This window comes from Shigella sp. FC1567 (assembly GCF_001743015.1).
Taxonomy (GTDB): Bacteria; Pseudomonadota; Gammaproteobacteria; order Enterobacterales; family Enterobacteriaceae; genus Escherichia; species Escherichia coli.
On sequence record NZ_MIIV01000506.1, the window covers coordinates 1 to 21183 of the forward strand.

The following is a 21183-nucleotide window of genomic DNA, read 5'->3' on the forward strand; positions in this document are numbered from 1 at the left end:
CCCCAGAGAAGTCAGTGGGTTACGCAGAGAATCGTAACGGGATACCAGATCAAGAGCCTGTCCAATGTGCATAAAAAAATCCGGAAACAAGTGAGCGTTTCCGGATTCTTACACAGCCACTGGATCGGTCAACTGATCCTTAACTGATCGGCATTACGGCACATTGTCGGCGTTTTTTTTCGGACCTTGTGAGTCATTTTGATTAATGGTAGCGTCGCTTGTCAATGTAAGTTGTTGATACATAATGTTTATATATGATTAATCAACGGATGATTCACATGAAGAATACTAAATTACTGCTGGCGATTGCGACCTCTGCAGCATTACTGACAGGGTGTCAAAATACCCACGGTATTGATACCAATATGGCTATCAGCTCCGGTTTAAATGCCTATAAAGCAGCAACATTAAGCGATGCCGATGCAAAAGCGATTGCCAATCAGGGCTGTGCCGAAATGGACAGCGGCAATCAAGTCGCAAGTAAATCCAGCAAGTACGGTAAACGTCTGGCAAAAATCGCCAAAGCATTGGGTAACAATATTAATGGCACGCCGGTCAACTATAGGTTTATATGACCAGCGACGTCAACGCATGGGCGATGGCGAACGGCTGTGTCCGTGTCTACAGTGGCCTGATGGACATGATGAATGACAACGAAATTGAAGGTGTTCTGGGCCATGAACTGGGCCACGTCGCGTTGGGTCACTCGCTGGCTGAAATGAAAGTTTCTTATGCGATCGTTGCCGCACGCGATGCCATTTCAGCTACCAGCGGTGTGGCTTCCCAGCTTTCCCGCTCACAATTGGGTGATATCGCAGAAGGCGCTATTAATGCTAAATACTCCCGTGATAAAGAGTCCGAAGCAGATGATTTCTCCTTTGATCTGTTGAAGAAACGTGGCATCAGCACCTAGGGGCTGGTTGGCAGCTTTGAAAAACTGGCTAGTCTGGATGGCGGTCGCACCCAGTCCATGTTTGACTCTCACCCACCATCAACAGAGCGTGCGCAACACATCCGTGATCGTATCGCCTCTGGTAAGTAAATCATTGTCATCTTTCGGGCTGGTCTTCTGCCAGCCCGCTATAATTGCGCAATAAATCCCCATCTGAATACAGACAAAACTGGTTTTTGCACACAACGTTAACGATTTGTGGCGTCGGCGCGTATAATGCGCGCGGTTATGTTAACGGTACGCCTGTTTTAAGGAGATAAAGATGACGGCAATTGCCCCGGTTATTACCATTGATGGCCCAAGCGGTGCAGGGAAAGGCACCTTGTGTAAGGCTATGGCGGAAGCATTGCAATGGCATCTGCTGGATTCGGGTGCAATTTATCGCGTACTGGCATTGGCGGCATTACATCACCATGTTGATGTTGCGTCAGAAGATGCGCTGGTACCGCTGGCATCCCATCTGGATGTACGTTTTGTGTCAACCAATGGCAATCTGGAAGTGATCCTCGAAGGGGAAGATGTCAGCGGCGAAATTCGTACTCAGGAAGTGGCGAATGCGGCTTCACAAGTCGCGACATTCCCACGCGTTCGTGAAGCATTATTGCGTCGCCAACGCGCGTTTCGCGAATTACCAGGTCTGATTGCCGATGGCCGCGACATGGGAACGGTGGTATTCCCTGATGCACCAGTGAAAATTTTCCTTGACGCCTCCTCGGAAGAACGTGCGCATCGCCGCATGCTACAGTTGCAGGAGAAGGGCTTTAGTGTTAACTTTGAGCGCCTTTTGGCCGAGATCAAAGAACGCGACGACCGCGATCGTAACCGAGCGGTAGCGCCACTGGTTCCGGCAGCCGATGCTTTAGTGTTGGATTCCACCACCTTAAGCATTGAGCAAGTGATTGAAAAAGCGCTACAATACGCGCGCCAGAAATTGGCTCTCGCATAAGCGACCGAATTTGCAGTACCCCCGTTGCAATGGAATGACAGCGGGTATGTTAAACAACCCCATCCGGCATGGAGCCAGGTGGACGTTAAATATAAACCTGAAGATTAAACATGACTGAATCTTTTGCTCAACTCTTTGAAGAGTCCTTAAAAGAAATCGAAACCCGCCCGGGTTCTATCGTTCGTGGCGTTGTTGTTGCTATCGACAAAGACGTAGTACTGGTTGACGCTGGTCTGAAATCTGAGTCCGCCATCCCGGCTGAGCAGTTCAAAAACGCCCAGGGCGAGCTGGAAATCCAGGTAGGTGACGAAGTTGACGTTGCTCTGGACGCAGTAGAAGACGGCTTCGGTGAAACTCTGCTGTCCCGTGAGAAAGCTAAACGTCACGAAGCCTGGATCACGCTGGAAAAAGCTTACGAAGATGCTGAAACTGTTACCGGTGTTATCAACGGCAAAGTTAAGGGCGGCTTCACTGTTGAGCTGAACGGTATTCGTGCGTTCCTGCCAGGTTCTCTGGTAGACGTTCGTCCGGTGCGTGACACTCTGCACCTGGAAGGCAAAGAGCTTGAATTTAAAGTAATCAAGCTGGATCAGAAGCGCAACAACGTTGTTGTTTCTCGTCGTGCCGTTATCGAATCCGAAAACAGCGCAGAGCGCGATCAGCTGCTGGAAAACCTGCAGGAAGGCATGGAAGTTAAAGGTATCGTTAAGAACCTCACTGACTACGGTGCATTCGTTGATCTGGGCGGCGTTGACGGCCTGCTGCACATCACTGACATGGCCTGGAAACGCGTTAAGCATCCGAGCGAAATCGTCAACGTGGGCGACGAAATCACTGTTAAAGTGCTGAAGTTCGACCGCGAACGTACCCGTGTATCCCTGGGCCTGAAACAGTTGGGCGAAGATCCGTGGGTAGCTATCGCTAAACGTTATCCGGAAGGTACCAAACTGACTGGTCGCGTGACCAACCTGACCGACTACGGCTGCTTCGTTGAAATCGAAGAAGGCGTTGAAGGCCTGGTACACGTTTCCGAAATGGATTGGACCAACAAAAACATCCACCCGTCCAAAGTTGTTAACGTTGGAGATGTAGTGGAAGTTATGGTTCTGGATATCGACGAAGAACGTCGTCGTATCTCCCTGGGTCTGAAACAGTGCAAAGCTAACCCGTGGCAGCAGTTCGCGGAAACCCACAACAAGGGCGACCGTGTTGAAGGTAAAATCAAGTCTATCACTGACTTCGGTATCTTCATCGGCCTAGACGGCGGCATCGACGGCCTGGTTCACCTGTCTGACATCTCCTGGAACGTTGCAGGCGAAGAAGCAGTTCGTGAATACAAAAAAGGCGACGAAATCGCTGCAGTTGTTCTGCAGGTTGACGCAGAACGTGAACGTATCTCCTTGGGCGTTAAACAGCTCGCAGAAGATCCGTTCAACAACTGGGTTGCTCTGAACAAGAAAGGCGCTATCGTAACCGGTAAAGTAACTGCAGTTGACGCTAAAGGCGCAACCGTAGAACTGGCTGACGGCGTTGAAGGTTACCTGCGTGCTTCTGAAGCATCCCGTGACCGCGTTGAAGACGCTACCCTGGTTCTGAGCGTTGGCGACGAAGTTGAAGCTAAATTCACCGGCGTTGATCGTAAAAACCGCGCAATCAGCCTGTCTGTTCGTGCGAAAGACGAAGCTGACGAGAAAGATGCAATCGCAACTGTTAACAAACAGGAAGATGCAAACTTCTCCAACAACGCAATGGCTGAAGCTTTCAAAGCAGCTAAAGGCGAGTAATTCTCTGACTCTTCGGGATTTTTATTCCGAAGTTTGTTGAGTTTACTTGACAGATTGCAGGTTTCGTCCTGTAATCAAGCACTAAGGGCGGCTACGGCCGCCCTTAATCAATGCAGCAACAGCAGCCGCTTAATTTGCCTTTAAGGAACCGGAGGAATCATGACCAAGTCAGAATTGATAGAAAGACTTGCCACCCAGCAATCGCACATTCCCGCCAAGACGGTTGAAGATGCAGTAAAAGAGATGCTGGAGCATATGGCCTCGACTCTTGCGCAGGGCGAGCGTATTGAAATCCGCGGTTTCGGCAGTTTCTCTTTGCACTACCGCGCACCACGTACCGGACGTAATCCGAAGACTGGCGATAAAGTAGAACTGGAAGGAAAATACGTTCCTCACTTTAAACCTGGTAAAGAACTGCGCGATCGCGCCAATATTTACGGTTAAGTTTTTACTCAAACTTGAACGCGAGAAAAGCACCTGTCGGGTGCTTTTTTCATTTCTCTAATCAGGAACTGGAAGCTGCCTCGCAGAGTTTTGAGCAGTTTTCACCCTTTCGTTAAATTCTTCTGAATGTGCCTCGGGGAACGCAAAATTCCCACCAGACAACCGCTCAACAAAGTTGCACACTTTCCATAAACAGGGAGGGGTGCATGAAAATAACGACAGTCGGCGTATGCATAATTTGCGGAATTTTTCCGTTGCTGATTTTGCCCCAATTGCCTGGGACATTAACCCTTGCGTTTCTGACTCTCTTCGCCTGCGTACTGGCATTTATCCCTGTTAAAACCGTCCGTTATATCGCGCTGACGTTGCTGTTTTTCGTTTGGGGCATATTATCAGCAAAGCAAATTTTGTGGGCAGGAGAAACCTTAACTGGCGCGACGCAGGATGCAATTGTTGAGATCACTGCAACTGACGGCATGACCACTCATTACGGTCAAATTACTCATCTACAAGGTCGACGTATATTCCCTGCGCCAGGTCTTGTGCTGTATGGCGAATATCTTCCGCAAGCGGTTTGTGCTGGACAACAATGGTCAATGAAACTCAAAGTTCGTGCAGTTCATGGCCAACTTAATGATGGCGGCTTTGATAGCCAGCGTTATGCCATTGCCCAGCATCAGCCGCTCATCGGCCGCTTTCTGCAGGCAAGTGTCATTGAACCGAATTGTAGCCTGCGTGCACAGTATCTGGCGTCACTACAAACAACGCTGCAACCCTATATGTGGAATGCGGTTATTCTTGGTTTAGGTATGGGGGAACGGTTATCCGTCCCCAAAGAAATCAAAAATATCATGCGTGATACTGGAACGGCGCATTTAATGGCGATATCGGGATTGCACATCGCTTTTGCGGCGTTGCTGGCTGCCGGACTCATTCGCGGTGGGCAAGTTTTTCTGCCTGGGCGCTGGATCCACTGGCAAATGCCATTAATTGGTGGAATCTGCTGTGCTGCTTTTTATGCCTGGTTGACGGGAATGCAACCTCCTGCATTGCGTACCGTGGTGGCGCTTGCTACGTGGGGAATGCTTAAGTTAAGTGGGCGACAGTGGAGTGGCTGGGATGTATGGATATGTTGTCTGGCGGCAATTTTGCTGATGGATCCTGTTGCCATTCTCTCGCAAAGTTTATGGCTCTCTGCCGCTGCGGTCGCGGCACTGATTTTTTGGTACCAGTGGTTTCCCTGTCCTGAGTGGCAACTGCCGCCGGTATTGCGTGCAGTTGTTTCCCTCATTCATTTGCAACTGGGAATCACACTCCTGCTTATGCCTGTGCAAATCGTCATATTTCATGGCATTAGTCTGACCTCGTTTATTGCAAATCTATTAGCAATTCCCTTGGTGACATTTATCACGGTTCCGTTGATCCTCGCCGCGATGGTTGTGCATTTAAGCGGGCCGTTAATCCTGGAGCAAGGGTTATGGTTTCTTGCCGACCGGTCTTTGGCTTTACTTTTCTGGGGGTTAAAGAGTTTGCAAGAAGGGTGGATCAACATTGCTGAACGTTGGCAATGGCTATCATTTTCCCCATGGTTCTTACTGGTGGTATGGCGATTAAACGCCTGGCGAACGTTGCCAGCAATGTGTGTGGCTGTAGGCTTGCTGATGTGCTGGCCGCTGTGGCAAAAACCTCGACCTGACGAGTGGCAGGTGTACATGCTTGATGTCGGGCAAGGGCTGGCAATGGTGATAGCCAGAAACGGCAAAGCGATTCTCTATGACACAGGACTGGCCTGGCCCGAAGGGGATAGTGGGCAACAACTGATTATCCCCTGGCTCCACTGGCATAATCTTGAACCGGAAGGCGTTATTCTGAGTCATGAACATCTGGATCACCGGGGAGGGCTGGACTCAATATTGCACACATGGCCGATGTTATGGATCAGAAGTCCGTTAAACTGGGAACATCATCAGCCCTGTGTGCGTGGCGAAGCGTGGCAATGGCAAGGATTGCGTTTCAGCGTGCACTGGCCTTTACAAGCTAGCAACGATAAAGGAAATAACCATTCCTGTGTGGTTAAGGTTTATGACGGGACGAATAGCATTCTTCTAACCGGTGATATTGAAGTCCCCGCTGAACAAAAGATGCTAAGCCGTTACTGGCAGCAAGTGCAGACAACATTGCTTCAGGTACCTCACCATGGCAGTAATACCTCATCATCGTTGCCATTAATTCAGCGAGTGAATGGAAAAGTGGCACTCGCATCGGCATCGCGCTATAACGCTATAACGCATGGCGATTGCCCTCTAATAAAGTTAAGCATCGCTATCAACAGCAAGGATATCAATGGCTTGATACTCCACATCAGGGTCAAGTGACGGTCAATTTTTCAGCGCAAGGCTGGCGGATTAGCAGCCTCAGAGAGCAAATTTTACCTCGTTGGTATCATCAGTGGTTTGGCGTGCCAGTGGATAACGGGTAGAATATGCGGCTATTTCAACAAATGCTGGTTTTTTGAATGCATAACGACAAAGATCTCTCTACGTGGCAGACGTTCCGCCGACTGTGGCCAACCATTGCGCCTTTTAAAGCGGGTCTGATCGTGGCGGGCGTAGCGTTAATCCTCAACGCAGCCAGCGATACCTTCATGTTATCGCTCCTTAAGCCACTTCTTGATGATGGCTTTGGTAAAACAGATCGCTCCGTGCTGGTGTGGATGCCGCTGGTGGTGATCGGGCTGATGATTTTACGTGGTATCACCAGCTATGTCTCCAGCTACTGTATCTCCTGGGTATCAGGAAAGGTGGTAATGACCATGCGTCGCCGCCTGTTTGGTCACATGATGGGAATGCCGGTTTCATTTTTTGACAAACAGTCAACGGGGACGCTGTTGTCACGTATTACCTACGATTCCGAACAGGTTGCTTCTTCTTCTTCCGGCGCACTGATAACGGTTGTGCGTGAAGGTGCGTCAATCATCGGCCTGTTCATCATGATGTTCTATTACAGTTGGCAACTGTCGATCATTTTGATTGTGCTGGCACCGATTGTTTCGATTGCGATTCGCGTAGTATCGAAGCGTTTTCGCAACATCAGTAAAAACATGCAGAACACCATGGGGCAGGTGACCACCAGCGCCGAACAAATGCTGAAGGGCCACAAAGAAGTATTGATTTTCGGTGGTCAGGAAGTGGAAACGAAACGCTTTGATAAAGTCAGCAACCGAATGCGTCTTCAGGGGATGAAAATGGTTTCAGCCTCTTCCATCTCTGATCCGATCATTCAGCTGATCGCCTCTTTGGCGCTGGCGTTTGTTCTGTATGCGGCGAGCTTCCCAAGTGTCATGGATAGCCTGACTGCTGGTACGATTACCGTTGTTTTCTCTTCAATGATTGCACTGATGCGTCCGCTGAAATCACTGACCAACGTTAACGCCCAGTTCCAGCGCGGTATGGCGGCTTGTCAGACGCTGTTTACCATTCTGGACAGTGAGCAGGAGAAAGACGAAGGTAAGCGCGTGATCGAGCGTGCGACTGGCGACGTGGAATTCCGCAATGTCACCTTTACTTATCCGGGACGTGACGTACCTGCATTGCGTAACATCAACCTGAAAATTCCGGCAGGGAAGACGGTTGCTCTGGTTGGACGCTCTGGTTCAGGTAAATCAACCATCGCCAGCCTGATCACTCGTTTTTACGATATTGATGAAGGCGAAATCCTGATGGATGGTCACGATCTGCGCGAGTATACCCTGGCGTCGTTACGTAACCAGGTTGCTCTGGTGTCGCAGAATGTCCATCTGTTTAACGATACGGTTGCTAACAACATTGCTTACGCACGGACTGAACAGTACAGCCGTGAGCAAATTGAAGAAGCGGCGCGTATGGCCTACGCCATGGACTTCATCAATAAGATGGATAACGGTCTCGATACAGTGATTGGTGAAAACGGCGTGCTGCTCTCTGGCGGTCAGCGTCAGCGTATTGCTATCGCTCGAGCCTTGCTGCGTGATAGCCCGATTCTGATTCTGGATGAAGCTACCTCGGCTCTGGATACCGAATCCGAACGTGCGATTCAGGCGGCACTGGATGAGTTGCAGAAAAACCGTACCTCTCTGGTGATTGCCCACCGCTTGTCTACCATTGAAAAGGCAGACGAAATCGTGGTCGTCGAGGATGGTGTCATTGTGGAACGCGGTACGCATAACGATTTGCTTGAGCACCGCGGCGTTTACGCGCAACTTCACAAAATGCAGTTTGGCCAATGATCGAAAAAATCTGGTCTGGTGAATCCCCTTTGTGGCGGCTATTGCTGCCACTCTCCTGGTTGTATGGCCTGGTGAGTGGCGCGATCCGTCTTTGCTATAAACTAAAACTGAAGCGCGCCTGGCGTGCCCCCGTACCGGTTGTCGTGGTTGGTAATCTCACCGCAGGCGGCAACGGAAAAACCCCGGTCGTTGTCTGGCTGGTGGAACAGTTGCAACAGCGCGGTATTCGCGTGGGGGTCGTATCGCGGGGATATGGTAGTAAGGCTGAATCTTATCCGCTGTTATTGTCGGCAGATACCACAACAGCACAGGCGGGTGATGAACCTGTGTTGATTTATCAACGCACTGATGCGCCTGTTGCGGTTTCTCCCGTTCGTTCTGATGCGGTAAAAGCCATTCTGGCGCAACACCCTGATGTGCAGATCATCGTAACCGACGACGGTTTACAGCATTACCGTCTGGCGCGTGATGTGGAAATTGTCGTTATTGATGGTGTGCGTCGCTTTGGCAATGGCTGGTGGTTGCCGGCGGGGCCAATGCGTGAGCGAGCGGGGCGCTTAAAGTCGGTTGATGCGGTAATCGTCAACGGCGGTGTCCCTCGCAGCGGTGAAATTCCCATGCATCTGCTGCCGGGTCAGGCGGTGAATTTACGTACCGGTACGCGTTGTGACGTTGCTCAGCTTGAACATGTAGTGGCGATGGCGGGGATTGGGCATCCGCCGCGCTTTTTTGCCACGCTGAAGATGTGTGGCGTACAACCGGAAAAATGTGTACCGCTGGCCGATCATCAGTCTTTGAACCATGCGGATGTCAGTGCGTTGGTAAGCGCCGAGCAAACGCTGGTAATGACTGAAAAAGATGCGGTGAAATGCCGGGCCTTTGCAGAAGAAAATTGGTGGTATTTGCCTGTAGACGCACAGCTTTCAGGTGATGAACCAGCGAAACTGCTTACGCAACTAACCTCGCTGGCTTCTGGCAACTAGTTACGCCGCGGCAGCGTTCGATTGATGGAGTCATGAATGTCGCTGCCGCACCTCTCCCTTGCTGATGCGCGTAATCTTCACCTTGCCGCACAAGGCCTGTTAAACAAACCCCGCCGTCGAGCGTCGTTGGAGGATATTCCGGCAACGATCTCCCGCATGTCCTTGCTGCAAATCGATACCATCAATATTGTTGCCCGTAGTCCATATCTGGTGCTTTTCAGTCGTCTGGGAAATTATCCTGCCCAGTGGCTGGATGAGTCTCTGGCGCGTGGCGAATTAATGGAATACTGGGCGCATGAAGCCTGCTTTATGCCGCGTAGCGACTTTCGTCTTATTCGCCACCGCATGCTGGCACCTGAAAAAATGGGCTGGAAATACAAAGACGCCTGGATGCAGGAACATGAGGCGGAAATTGCACAGTTAATTCAGCATATTCATGATAAGGGGCCGGTACGTTCAGCCGATTTTGAGCATCCTCGTAAAGGTGCAAGCGGCTGGTGGGAATGGAAACCGCATAAACGGCATCTGGAAGGTTTATTTACTGCCGGAAAGGTGATGGTGATTGAACGGCGCAACTTCCAGCGCGTTTATGATTTAACCCACCGTGTCATGCCTGACTGGGATGATGAGCGCGATCTCGTTTCGCAAACAGAAGCAGAAATCATCATGCTGGATAACAGTGCGCGTAGCCTGGGAATATTCCGCGAACAGTGGCTGGCAGATTACTATCGGCTGAAACGTCCGGCACTGGCGGCGTGGCGCGAAGCGAGGGCTGAACAGCAGCAAATCATTGCTGTGCATGTTGAAAAATTGGGCAATCTTTGGCTGCATGCTGATTTGCTGCCGCTACTCGAGCGTGCGCTGGCCGGAAAGCTCACTGCAACGCACAGCGCGGTACTTTCGCCTTTTGATCCTGTTGTCTGGGATCGCAAACGCGCAGAGCAGCTTTTTGATTTTAGCTACCGGCTGGAGTGCTATACCCCAGCGCCGAAACGCCAGTATGGCTATTTTGTTCTGCCATTATTACATCGTGGGCAATTAGTTGGGCGAATGGATGCCAAAATGCATCGCCAGACAGGCATCCTTGAAGTTATCTCTCTGTGGTTACAGGAAGGCATTAAACCAACGACAATGCTGCAAAAAGGGTTACGTCAGGTGATTACTGATTTCGCGAGCTGGCAGCAGGCAACGCGGGTGACATTAGGACGCTGCCCGCAAGGTCTCTTTACTGATTGCCGCACTGGCTGGGAAATAGACCCCGTCGCATAAATGATTATGATAAGATTTATGCATTCATAACCCGATCCATCTGGAGGAACTATGGATCATCGTTTGCTTGAAATCATTGCCTGCCCGGTTTGCAACGGAAAACTTTGGTATAACCAGGAAAAACAAGAGCTTATTTGCAAACTGGATAACCTGGCTTTCCCGCTCCGCGATGGCATTCCAGTGTTGCTGGAAACGGAAGCCCGCGTGCTGACTGCTGATGAGAGTAAATCATGAGTTTTGTGGTCATTATTCCCGCGCGCTACGCGTCCACGCGTCTGCCTGGTAAACCATTGGTTGATATTAACGGCAAACCCATGATTGTTCATGTTCTTGAACGCGCGCGTGAATCAGGTGCCGAGCGCATCATCGTGGCAACCGATCATGAGGATGTTGCCCGCGCCGTTGAAGCCGCTGGCGGTGAAGTATGTATGACGCGCGCCGATCATCAGTCAGGAACAGAACGTCTGGCGGAAGTTGTCGAAAAATGCGCATTCAGCGACGACACGGTGATCGTTAATGTGCAGGGTGATGAACCGATGATCCCTGCGACAATCATTCGTCAGGTTGCTGATAACCTCGCTCAGCGTCAGGTGGGTATGGCGACTCTGGCGGTGCCAATCCACAATGCGGAAGAAGCGTTTAACCCGAATGCGGTGAAAGTGGTTCTCGACGCTGAAGGGTATGCACTGTACTTCTCACGCGCCACCATTCCTTGGGATCGTGATCGTTTTGCAGAAGGCCTTGAAACCGTTGGCGATAACTTCCTGCGTCATCTTGGCATTTATGGCTACCGTGCAGGCTTTATCCGTCGTTACGTCAACTGGCAGGCAAGTCCGTTAGAACACATCGAAATGTTAGAGCAGCTTCGTGTTCTGTGGTACGGCGAAAAAATCCATGTTGCTGTTGCTCAGGAAGTTCCTGGCACAGGTGTGGATACCCCTGAAGATCTTGAGCGCGTTCGCGCTGAAATGCGCTAATTTCACTTCACGACACTTCAGCCAATTTTGGGAGGAGTGTCGTACCGTTACGATTTTCCTCAATTTTTCTTTTCAACAATTGATCTCATTCAGGTGACATCTTTTATATTGGCGCTCATTATGAAAGCAGTAGCTTTTATGAGGGTAATCTGAATGGAACAGCTGCGTGCCGAATTAAGCCATTTACTGGGCGAAAAACTCAGTCGTATTGAGTGCGTCAATGAAAAAGCGGATACGGCGTTGTGGGCTTTGTATGACAGCCAGGGAAACCCAATGCCGTTAATGGCAAGAAGCTTTAGTACGCCCGGAAAAGCCCGACAACTGGCATGGAAAACCACCATGCTGGCAAGAAGTGGGACTGTCCGTATGCCGACTATTTATGGTGTGATGACGCATGAAGAACACCCCGGCCCTGATGTCCTGCTACTGGAGCGGATGCGTGGTGTTTCGGTGGAGGCACCAGCCCGAACACCAGAACGCTGGGAACAGCTCAAAGACCAAATCGTTGAAGCCTTACTGGCATGGCACCGTCAGGACAGTCGCGGTTGCGTCGGCGCGGTCGACAATACTCAGGAAAATTTCTGGCCCTCATGGTACCGGCAACATGTTGAAGTGCTATGGACCACGCTCAATCAGTTCAATAACACCGGTCTGACGATGCAGGATAAGCGGATCCTGTTTCGCACTCGCGAATGTCTCCCGGCATTATTTGAAGGCTTTAACGACAATTGTGTGTTGATTCACGGTAACTTCTGTTTACGCAGCATGCTGAAAGATTCGCGCAGCGATCAGTTACTGGCGATGGTCGGGCCGGGACTAATGCTTTGGGCACCGCGAGAATACGAACTGTTCCGACTAATGGATAATTCTCTGGCGGAAGATTTGCTCTGGAGTTACCTGCAACGCGCGCCAGTGGCGGAGTCGTTCATCTGGCGGCGTTGGTTGTATGTGTTATGGGATGAAGTTGCGCAACTGGTTAATACCGGACGATTTAGTCGGCGCAACTTCGATCTGGCATCAAAATCACTCTTGCCGTGGCTCGCCTGACGGACCTTTCAGCCACTGCCAGATGCGGCCAAGCGTTTCATAGCCAACACGATCGCTATGCATCAGCCAGACCGGAGAAGGGATTGCCCGTTCCCACGGATTAAGCGGCGAGTCGATGGCCAACTGATTCGCCGGGGCTGGTAGAGGATTTAACCCTTCCTGCTGAAAAAAGATCATCGCCCGCGGCAGATGTGATGCGGAGGTCACCAGCAGGAAAGGGGCGTCACCAATCGCCTGTTTCACTGCCGCAGCTTCTTCTTCGGTATCTTTTGGCAAATCCAGGGTGATAATTTGCTCGCGCGGCACGCCCAGCGATTGCGCAACTCTGGCACCTACTTCCGCTGTACTCACCGTATTGGTTTTTGCTACGCCTCCCGTGAAGATCAGTTTTGATCCCGGATTTTCGCGCCATAAGCGAATACCTTCATTCAGGCGTGGCAGACTGTTATTGATTAAATTAGAGCTCGGTGCCCACTGCGGGTTCCAGGTATAACCACCTCCGAGCACCACGATATAGTCCACTTTTTGCGAATTATTCCATGTCGGATAGGTGCTTTCGATGGGACGCAGCAGGCGGTCGGCTACCGGTTGCAAACTCAATAACAAGAGTGCCAGCCACCCAATGCTAATAAAAATCTTCGCGGTTTTTTGAAAACGGCTAAACCACAGCAGCGCCAGGCCAGCGCCAATAATTAACAACATCAGCGGAAGTGGCAGCAACATATTGCCAATCACTTTTTTCAGTGTAAAAAGCATCCTTTCTGGTTCCTTTTTTAACCATATAGCAAGGGATCGCCAGCGATATTACACCAGACGGGTTCATTCTCGCCGTGGCTGTGACAAAATAGCGTCTTTATCAGAAAACGTCTTAGCCAACCGGTGGAGAAAGCAATGCAGGATCGCAATTTTGATGATATTGCGGAAAAGTTTTCCCGCAACATTTACGGCACCACCAAAGGGCAGCTTCGACAGGCTATTCTGTGGCAGGATCTCGATCGCGTGCTGGCGGAAATGGGCCCGCAAAAACTGCGTGTGCTGGATGCTGGCGGTGGAGAAGGGCAGACCGCAATCAAAATGGCCGAGCGTGGGCATCAGGTCATTTTATGCGATCTTTCTGCGCAGATGATCGACCGCGCAAAACAGGCGGCAGAAGCAAAAGGTGTGAGCGACAACATGCAATTTATACATTGCGCCGCTCAGGATGTTGCTTCGCATTTGGAAACGCCCGTTGATCTGATATTGTTCCATGCGGTGCTCGAGTGGGTGGCCGATCCCCGCAGTGTATTGCAGACCCTGTGGTCAGTGTTGCGTCCAGGCGGCGTGTTGTCGTTAATGTTCTACAATGCGCATGGTTTGTTGATGCATAACATGGTCGCCGGGAATTTTGATTACGTGCAGGCGGGAATGCCGAAAAAGAAAAAACGGACGCTTTCGCCAGATTATCCACGCGACCCGGCGCAGGTTTATCTGTGGCTGGAAGAAGCTGGTTGGCAAATTATGGGTAAGACAGGCGTTCGCGTGTTTCATGATTATCTGCGCGAGAAGCACCAGCAGCGCGACTGCTATGAAGCATTACTTGAATTAGAAACGCGTTATTGCCGTCAGGAACCGTATATTACCCTGGGGCGTTATATTCATGTCACCGCGCGCAAACCGCAGAGCAAGGATAAAGTATGAGTGAATTTTCCCAGACAGTCCCCGAACTGGTTGCCTGGGCCAGAAAAAATGACTTCTCCATCTCGCTGCAGGTAGACCGACTCTCTTTTCTGCTGGCGGTTGCCACGCTGAACGGCGAGCGTCTGGATGGTGAGATGAGTGAAGGCGAGCTGGTGGATGCATTCCGCCATGTGAGTGATGCGTTTGAGCAAACCAGCGAAACCATCGGCGTGCGCGCCAATAACGCGATCAACGACATGGTGCGTCAACGTCTGCTGAACCGCTTTACCAGCGAGCAGGCGGAAGGGAACGCAATTTACCGTCTGACGCCGCTCGGCATCGGCATTACTGACTACTACATCCGTCAGCGCGAGTTTTCTACGCTGCGTCTTTCTATGCAGTTGTCGATTGTGGCGGGTGAGCTCAAACGCGCAGCAGATGCCGCCGAAGAGGGCGGTGATGAATTTCACTGGCACCGTAATGTCTATGCGCCACTGAAATATTCGGTAGCAGAAATTTTCGACAGTATCGACCTGACGCAACGTCTGATGGACGAACAGCAGCAGCAGGTGAAGGACGATATCGCCCAGTTGCTGAACAAAGACTGGCGGGCGGCGATTTCCAGCTGTGAATTGTTGCTTTCGGAAACTTCCGGAACGCTGCGTGAATTGCAGGATACGCTGGAAGCGGCAGGCGACAAATTGCAGGCTAATCTGTTGCGCATTCAGGATGCGACGATGACCCATGACGATCTGCATTTCGTCGATCGTCTGGTGTTCGATCTGCAGAGCAAACTCGATCGTATTATCAGTTGGGGCCAGCAATCCATCGACTTGTGGATTGGCTACGACCGCCACGTACACAAATTTATTCGTACCGCGATCGATATGGATAAAAACCGCGTCTTTGCTCAGCGGTTACGTCAGTCGGTACAAACCTATTTTGATGAGCCGTGGGCGCTAACTTATGCCAATGCCGATCGTCTGCTGGATATGCGTGACGAAGAGATGGCACTGCGCGATGAAGAAGTGACTGGGGAACTTCCTGAGGATCTGGAATACGAAGAGTTTAACGAGATCCGCGAACAGCTGGCGGCGATCATCGAAGAACAACTTGCCGTGTACAAAACCAGACAAGTGCCGCTGGATCTTGGTCTGGTGGTACGCGAATATCTGTCACAGTATCCGCGTGCACGTCACTTTGACGTTGCGCGTATTGTTATTGATCAGGCGGTACGTCTTGGCGTAGCGCAAGCAGATTTCACCGGACTGCCAGCGAAATGGCAGCCGATTAATGATTACGGAGCCAAGGTACAGGCGCATGTCATCGACAAATATTGAACAAGTGATGCCGGTTAAGCTGGCGCAGGCGCTGGCGAATCCGTTATTTCCGGCGCTGGACAGCGCCTTACGTTCAGGCCGCCATATTGGCCTCGACGAACTGGATAATCATGCATTCCTGATGGATTTTCAGGAATATCTGGAAGAGTTTTACGCGCGTTATAACGTTGAGCTTATTCGCGCACCGGAAGGGTTCTTCTATTTACGCCCACGTTCCACCACTCTTATCCCGCGTTCCGTCTTGTCGGAACTGGATATGATGGTCGGGAAAATCCTCTGTTATCTCTATCTCAGCCCGGAACGGCTGGCGAATGAGGGGATTTTCACCCAGCAGGAACTGTACGACGAACTGCTCACCCTGGCCGATGAAGCAAAACTGCTGAAACTGGTGAACAACCGTTCAACCGGTTCAGACGTTGACCGTCAGAAGTTGCAGGAGAAAGTACGTTCTTCGCTCAACCGTCTGCGTCGTTTAGGCATGGTGTGGTTTATGGGCCACGACAGCAGCAAGTTTCGCATTACCGAATCGGTGTTCCGCTTCGGAGCCGATGTGCGTGCTGGCGACGATCCCCGTGAAGCACAGCGTCGCCTGATTCGTGATGGCGAAGCAATGCCGATTGAAAATCATCTGCAACTCAACGATGAAACCGAAGAGAATCAGCCAGATAGCGGAGAGGAAGAATAATGATTGAACGCGGTAAATTTCGCTCACTGACGCTGATTAACTGGAACGGCTTTTTTGCCCGAACTTTTGACCTTGACGAGCTGGTCACGACGCTTTCTGGCGGTAACGGGGCGGGTAAATCCACCACCATGGCGGCGTTCGTTACGGCGCTGATCCCCGACCTGACCCTGCTGCATTTCCGTAACACTACGGAAGCCGGGGCCACCAGCGGTTCGCGCGATAAAGGTCTGCACGGTAAGCTGAAAGCGGGTGTCTGTTATTCGATGCTCGACACCATTAACTCGCGCCACCAGCGCGTGGTGGTCGGTGTGCGTCTGCAACAGGTTGCCGGACGCGATCGTAAAGTGGATATCAAACCATTTGCCATTCAGGGACTGCCGATGTCGGTGCAGCCGACACAGCTGGTGACCGAAACCCTGAACGAACGCCAGGCGCGCGTGCTGCCGCTTAACGAGCTGAAAGACAAGCTCGAGGCGATGGAAGGCGTGCAGTTTAAACAGTTCAACTCCATTACCGATTACCACTCGCTGATGTTCGATCTGGGCATCATCGCGCGTCGTCTGCGCTCCGCATCTGACCGTAGCAAATTCTATCGTCTGATCGAAGCTTCGCTGTATGGCGGGATCTCCAGTGCCATTACCCGTTCTCTGCGCGACTATCTGTTGCCGGAAAACAGCGGCGTGCGTAAAGCGTTCCAGGACATGGAAGCGGCGCTGCGTGAAAACCGCATGACGCTGGAAGCGATTCGTGTCACCCAGTCGGACCGTGACCTGTTTAAGCATCTGATCAGCGAAGCTACCAACTACGTGGCGGCGGACTACATGCGTCACGCCAACGAGCGCCGTGTCCATCTCGACAAAGCCCTGGAGTTTCGTCGCGAGTTACATACTTCGCGTCAGCAACTGGCGGCTGAGCAGTACAAACACGTCGATATGGCGCGTGAGCTGGCAGAGCACAACGGTGCCGAAGGCGATCTGGAAGCGGATTATCAGGCGGCCAGCGATCACCTGAACCTGGTGCAAACCGCACTGCGTCAGCAGGAGAAGATCGAACGCTACGAAGCGGATCTCGATGAGCTGCAGATCCGTCTGGAAGAGCAAAACGAAGTGGTGGCAGAAGCCATCGAACGCCAGGAAGAGAACGAGGCTCGCGCGGAAGCTGCCGAACTGGAAGTGGACGAGCTGAAAAGCCAGCTTGCTGACTACCAGCAGGCGCTGGACGTCCAGCAAACGCGCGCGATCCAGTATAACCAGGCGATTGCTGCGCTTAATCGTGCCAAAGAACTGTGCCATCTGCCGGACTTAACCGCCGACAGCGCCGCCGAATGGCTGGAAACCTTCCAGGCGAAAGAGCTGGAAGCGACTGAAAAAATGCTCTCTCTTGAGCAGAAAATGAGCATGGCGCAAACCGCGCACAGCCAGTTTGAGCAGGCTTATCAGCTGGTGGTGGCAATCAACGGCCCACTGGCGCGTAACGAGGCGTGGGATGTCGCTCGCGAACTATTGCGCGAAGGGGTCGATCAGCGTCACCTGGCAGAGCAGGTTCAGCCGCTGCGGATGCGATTAAGCGAACTGGAACAGCGTCTACGCGAGCAGCAAGAAGCTGAGCGTCTGCTGGCAGATTTCTGCAAACGTCAGGGCAAGAATTTTGATATCGACGAACTGGAAGCCCTGCATCAGGAACTGGAAGCACGCATTGCCTCTCTTTCCGATAGCGTGTCTAACGCCCGTGAAGAGCGCATGGCACTGCGCCAGGAGCAGGAACAGCTGCAGTCTCGCATTCAGAGTTTGATGCAGCGTGCGCCGGTTTGGCTGGCAGCGCAAAACAGTCTCAACCAGTTGAGCGAACAGTGCGGCGAAGAGTTTACCTCCAGCCAGGACGTCACCGAATATCTGCAACAGTTGCTGGAGCGTGAGCGAGAGGCGATTGTTGAACGCGATGAAGTGGGCGCGCGCAAAAACGCCGTCGATGAAGAGATCGAACGTTTAAGCCAGCCTGGCGGCTCTGAAGATCAGCGTCTGAACGCGCTGGCGGAGCGTTTTGGTGGTGTGCTGCTGTCAGAAATTTATGACGACGTTAGCCTGGAAGATGCGCCGTACTTCTCAGCGCTGTATGGCCCGTCACGCCACGCCATCGTGGTGCCAGATCTGTCACAGGTAACTGAACACCTAGATGGCTTGACCGATTGCCCGGAAGATCTCTATCTGATCGAAGGAGATCCGCAGTCATTCGATGACAGCGTGTTCAGCGTTGATGAGCTGGAAAAAGCGGTAGTGGTGAAAATCGCCGATCGTCAGTGGCGTTATTCACGTTTCCCGGAAGTGCCGCTGTTTGGTCGTGCTGCGCGTGAAAGCCGTATTGAAAGCCTCCATGCCGAGCGTGAAGTGCTTTCCGAACGCTTCGCCACGCTCTCCTTTGATGTACAGAAAACTCAGCGTCTGCATCAGGCGTTCAGCCGCTTTATCGGCAGTCATCTGGCGGTTGTGTTTGAGTCTGACCCGGAAGCAGAAATCCGTCAACTGAACAGCCGTCGCGTCGAACTGGAGCGGGCGTTAAGTAATCATGAAAATGATAACCAGCAGCAGCGTATTCAGTTTGAGCAGGCGAAAGAGGGCGTTACGGCGCTGAACCGCATTCTGCCGCGTCTCAACCTGTTGGCTGATGATAGCCTGGCGGATCGCGTCGATGAAATCCGCGAACGTCTGGATGAAGCCCAGGAAGCCGCGCGTTTTGTTCAGCAGTTTGGCAATCAACTGGCGAAACTGGAACCGATCGTTTCGGTATTGCAGAGCGACCCGGAACAGTTCGAACAGTTAAAAGAAGATTACGCGTACTCTCAACAGATGCAGCGCGATGCCCGTCAGCAGGCGTTTGCCCTGACGGAAGTGGTGCAGCGTCGTGCGCACTTTAGCTACTCTGACTCGGCAGAAATGCTTAGCGGTAACAGCGATCTCAACGAAAAACTGCGTGAACGTCTGGAACAGGCGGAAGCGGAGCGTACCCGTGCTCGCGAAGCGTTGCGCGGTCACGCAGCGCAGTTGAGTCAGTACAACCAGGTGCTGGCTTCGCTGAAAAGTTCTTACGACACCAAAAAAGAGCTACTCAACGATCTGCAACGTGAATTGCAGGATATCGGCGTGTGTGCTGATAGCGGGGCAGAAGAGCGGGCGCGTATTCGCCGTGACGAGCTGCATGCGCAACTGAGCAATAACCGTTCACGCCGCAATCAACTGGAAAAAGCGCTTACCTTCTGCGAAGCGGAGATGGACAACCTGACCCGCAAACTGCGCAAGCTGGAGCGGGATTACTTTGAGATGCGCGAGCAGGTAGTGACCGCCAAAGCGGGCTGGTGTGCGGTGATGCGCATGGTGAAAGATAACGGCGTTGAGCGCCGCTTACACCGTCGTGAGCTGGCTTATCTCTCCGCTGATGATTTGCGCTCTATGTCGGATAAGGCATTGGGTGCGCTGCGTCTGGCGGTGGCGGATAACGAACATCTGCGCGACGTGCTGCGCATGTCGGAAGATCCGAAACGTCCGGAGCGTAAAATTCAGTTCTTCGTGGCGGCTTATCAGCATCTGCGTGAACGTATTCGTCAGGATATTATTCGTACCGATGATCCGGTGGAAGCTATCGAACAGATGGAGATCGAACTTAGCCGTCTGACCGAAGAATTAACCTCCCGTGAACAGAAACTGGTGATCAGTTCCCGCAGCGTGGCGAACATCATTCGCAAAACCATTCAGCGCGAGCAGAACCGTATCCGTATGCTCAACCAGGGGTTGCAGAACGTATCGTTTGGTCAGGTGAACAGCGTGCGCCTCAACGTGAACGTGCGTGAAACGCACGCCATGCTGCTGGATGTGCTCTCTGAACAGCACGAGCAGCATCAGGATCTGTTTAACAGCAACCGTCTGACCTTCTCGGAAGCGTTGGCGAAATTGTATCAGCGTCTTAATCCGCAGATTGATATGGGGCAGCGCACGCCGCAGACCATTGGCGAAGAACTGCTGGATTACCGCAACTATCTGGAAATGGAAGTTGAGGTTAACCGTGGTTCCGATGGTTGGTTGCGCGCAGAGTCTGGTGCATTGTCGACCGGTGAGGCGATTGGTACCGGTATGTCGATTCTGGTGATGGTGGTACAAAGCTGGGAAGATGAATCTCGCCGCCTGCGCGGTAAAGATATCTCTCCTTGCCGTCTGCTGTTCCTCGATGAAGCAGCGCGACTGGATGCTCGTTCTATCGCCACGCTGTTTGAATTGTGTGAGCGTTTGCAAATGCAGCTCATCATCGCAGCGCCGGAAAATATCAGCCCGGAGAAAGGCACCACCTATAAACTGGTGCGTAAAGTCTTCCAGAATACCGAACATGTTCATGTCGTCGGCCTGCGAGGATTTGCGCCGCAACTCCCTGAAACGCTTCCAGGAACTGACGAAGCGCCTTCTCAGGCGAGTTAAAATTAAGGCGGCAGCAATGCCGCCTTTTCTTTTTCCGAAAACTCCGTTTCTGCACTAAAAAAATGGCACATAACGGCGTAATGCCAGTCAGTTAAGCAACTGACTGGCTCTTTTTCGGGGCTGTGGGGTATTTCCAGGGCCTCTCCTTTACCACTCTCGGAAGGCCCTTCCCCTTCTCGTCGGTAATTTCACAAGTTGTCCCATACTTGCAAGATCGCGCATCAGCTCCGGTATACGTCCCGGTGAAGCGCCCTGCAATGTCATCAGCATTCTCATCACTATTCGGTAATGACTCCAACTTACTGATAGTGTTTTATGTTCAGATAATGCCCGATGACCTTGTCATGCAGCTCCACCGATTTTGAGAACGACAGTG

At 51.9% G+C, this 21183-nt stretch carries 16 protein-coding genes and 3 pseudogenes; 15 read left to right on the forward strand and 4 right to left on the reverse strand.

Annotated elements, in window-relative coordinates:
• The coding region (locus tag BHE85_RS27875; protein WP_047199464.1) for a hypothetical protein at nt 1-90 on the reverse strand (90 nt) is incomplete at its 3' end.
• A 188-nt stretch (nt 91-278) separates the two neighbouring features.
• On the opposite strand from BHE85_RS27875, the pseudogene ycaL reads away from it, so the two are divergent.
• The 11 genes and pseudogenes from ycaL (at nt 279) to BHE85_RS22010 (ending at nt 12666) form a co-directional block, all read left to right on the forward strand.
• A pseudogene (gene ycaL / locus BHE85_RS21960) lies at nt 279-1042 on the forward strand (metallopeptidase YcaL).
• A 172-nt stretch (nt 1043-1214) separates the two neighbouring features.
• Nucleotides 1215-1898, forward strand: a complete 684-nt coding sequence (gene cmk, locus BHE85_RS21965) for a (d)CMP kinase (RefSeq protein WP_000125019.1) — start codon at nt 1215-1217, stop codon at nt 1896-1898.
• A 110-nt stretch (nt 1899-2008) separates the two neighbouring features.
• Entirely contained in the window at nt 2009-3682 is a 1674-nt protein-coding gene (rpsA, locus tag BHE85_RS21970; RefSeq protein WP_000140327.1) for a 30S ribosomal protein S1, read from the forward strand.
• Nucleotides 3683-3841: 159 nt separating this feature from the next.
• The gene (gene ihfB, locus BHE85_RS21975; protein WP_000167336.1) at nt 3842-4126 is read left to right on the forward strand and encodes an integration host factor subunit beta; all 285 of its coding nucleotides are present in this window, start codon (nt 3842-3844) and stop codon (nt 4124-4126) included.
• A 206-nt stretch (nt 4127-4332) separates the two neighbouring features.
• Nucleotides 4333-6605, forward strand: a pseudogene (locus BHE85_RS21980) (ComEC family protein).
• A gap of 36 nt (nt 6606-6641) precedes the next feature.
• Entirely contained in the window at nt 6642-8390 is a 1749-nt protein-coding gene (msbA, locus tag BHE85_RS21985; protein WP_000551270.1) for a lipid A ABC transporter ATP-binding protein/permease MsbA, read from the forward strand.
• Complete coding sequence (gene lpxK, locus BHE85_RS21990; RefSeq protein ID WP_000570559.1) at nt 8387-9373, forward strand: tetraacyldisaccharide 4'-kinase; 987 nt, start codon at nt 8387-8389, stop codon at nt 9371-9373. Before msbA ends, lpxK begins: the two co-directional genes overlap by 4 nt.
• A 36-nt stretch (nt 9374-9409) precedes the next feature.
• On the forward strand, nt 9410-10642 hold the full coding sequence (gene ycaQ / locus BHE85_RS21995) for a crosslink repair DNA glycosylase YcaQ (RefSeq protein WP_000056532.1): 1233 nt from the start codon (nt 9410-9412) through the stop codon (nt 10640-10642).
• Nucleotides 10643-10693: 51 nt separating this feature from the next.
• Nucleotides 10694-10876: a protein YcaR gene (gene ycaR / locus BHE85_RS22000; protein WP_000350058.1), complete on the forward strand. Its 183-nt coding sequence runs from the start codon at nt 10694-10696 to the stop codon at nt 10874-10876.
• Nucleotides 10873-11619, forward strand: a complete 747-nt coding sequence (kdsB, locus tag BHE85_RS22005; protein ID WP_000011601.1) for a 3-deoxy-manno-octulosonate cytidylyltransferase — start codon at nt 10873-10875, stop codon at nt 11617-11619. The genes ycaR and kdsB overlap by 4 nt, the downstream gene beginning before the upstream one ends.
• Before the next feature lie 153 nt (nt 11620-11772).
• Nucleotides 11773-12666 carry a YcbJ family phosphotransferase gene (locus BHE85_RS22010; RefSeq protein ID WP_000436922.1) on the forward strand — a complete coding sequence of 298 codons (894 nt, stop codon included), beginning with the start codon at nt 11773-11775 and terminating at the stop codon, nt 12664-12666.
• Here BHE85_RS22010 and elyC read toward each other — a convergent pair.
• The gene (elyC, locus tag BHE85_RS22015; protein WP_000899574.1) at nt 12643-13422 is read right to left on the reverse strand and encodes an envelope biogenesis factor ElyC; all 780 of its coding nucleotides are present in this window, start codon (nt 13420-13422) and stop codon (nt 12643-12645) included. The genes BHE85_RS22010 and elyC overlap by 24 nt on opposite strands.
• A gap of 135 nt (nt 13423-13557) precedes the next feature.
• On the opposite strand from elyC, the gene cmoM reads away from it, so the two are divergent.
• Genes cmoM through mukB form a run of 4 tightly spaced genes read left to right on the forward strand, consistent with a single transcriptional unit; the run spans nt 13558 to nt 20807 of the window.
• Nucleotides 13558-14343 carry a tRNA uridine 5-oxyacetic acid(34) methyltransferase CmoM gene (cmoM, locus tag BHE85_RS22020; RefSeq protein ID WP_001298300.1) on the forward strand — a complete coding sequence of 262 codons (786 nt, stop codon included), beginning with the start codon at nt 13558-13560 and terminating at the stop codon, nt 14341-14343.
• Nucleotides 14340-15662 (forward strand): chromosome partition protein MukF, encoded by a 1323-nt coding sequence (gene mukF, locus BHE85_RS22025; protein WP_001288867.1) that lies wholly within the window; start codon nt 14340-14342, stop codon nt 15660-15662. Before cmoM ends, mukF begins: the two co-directional genes overlap by 4 nt.
• Nucleotides 15643-16347, forward strand: a complete 705-nt coding sequence (mukE, locus tag BHE85_RS22030; RefSeq protein ID WP_001295347.1) for a chromosome partition protein MukE — start codon at nt 15643-15645, stop codon at nt 16345-16347. Before mukF ends, mukE begins: the two co-directional genes overlap by 20 nt.
• Nucleotides 16347-20807: a chromosome partition protein MukB gene (mukB, locus tag BHE85_RS22035; protein WP_000572658.1), complete on the forward strand. Its 4461-nt coding sequence runs from the start codon at nt 16347-16349 to the stop codon at nt 20805-20807. Before mukE ends, mukB begins: the two co-directional genes overlap by 1 nt.
• Before the next feature lie 91 nt (nt 20808-20898).
• Here mukB and BHE85_RS22040 read toward each other — a convergent pair.
• Nucleotides 20899-21089: pseudogene (locus tag BHE85_RS22040) on the reverse strand (IS4 family transposase); the annotation flags it as partial.
• Nucleotides 21090-21106: 17 nt separating this feature from the next.
• Nucleotides 21107-21183 (reverse strand): IS1 family transposase (locus BHE85_RS22045; RefSeq protein ID WP_033802282.1); only part of this gene is annotated, 77 nt, incomplete at its 5' end.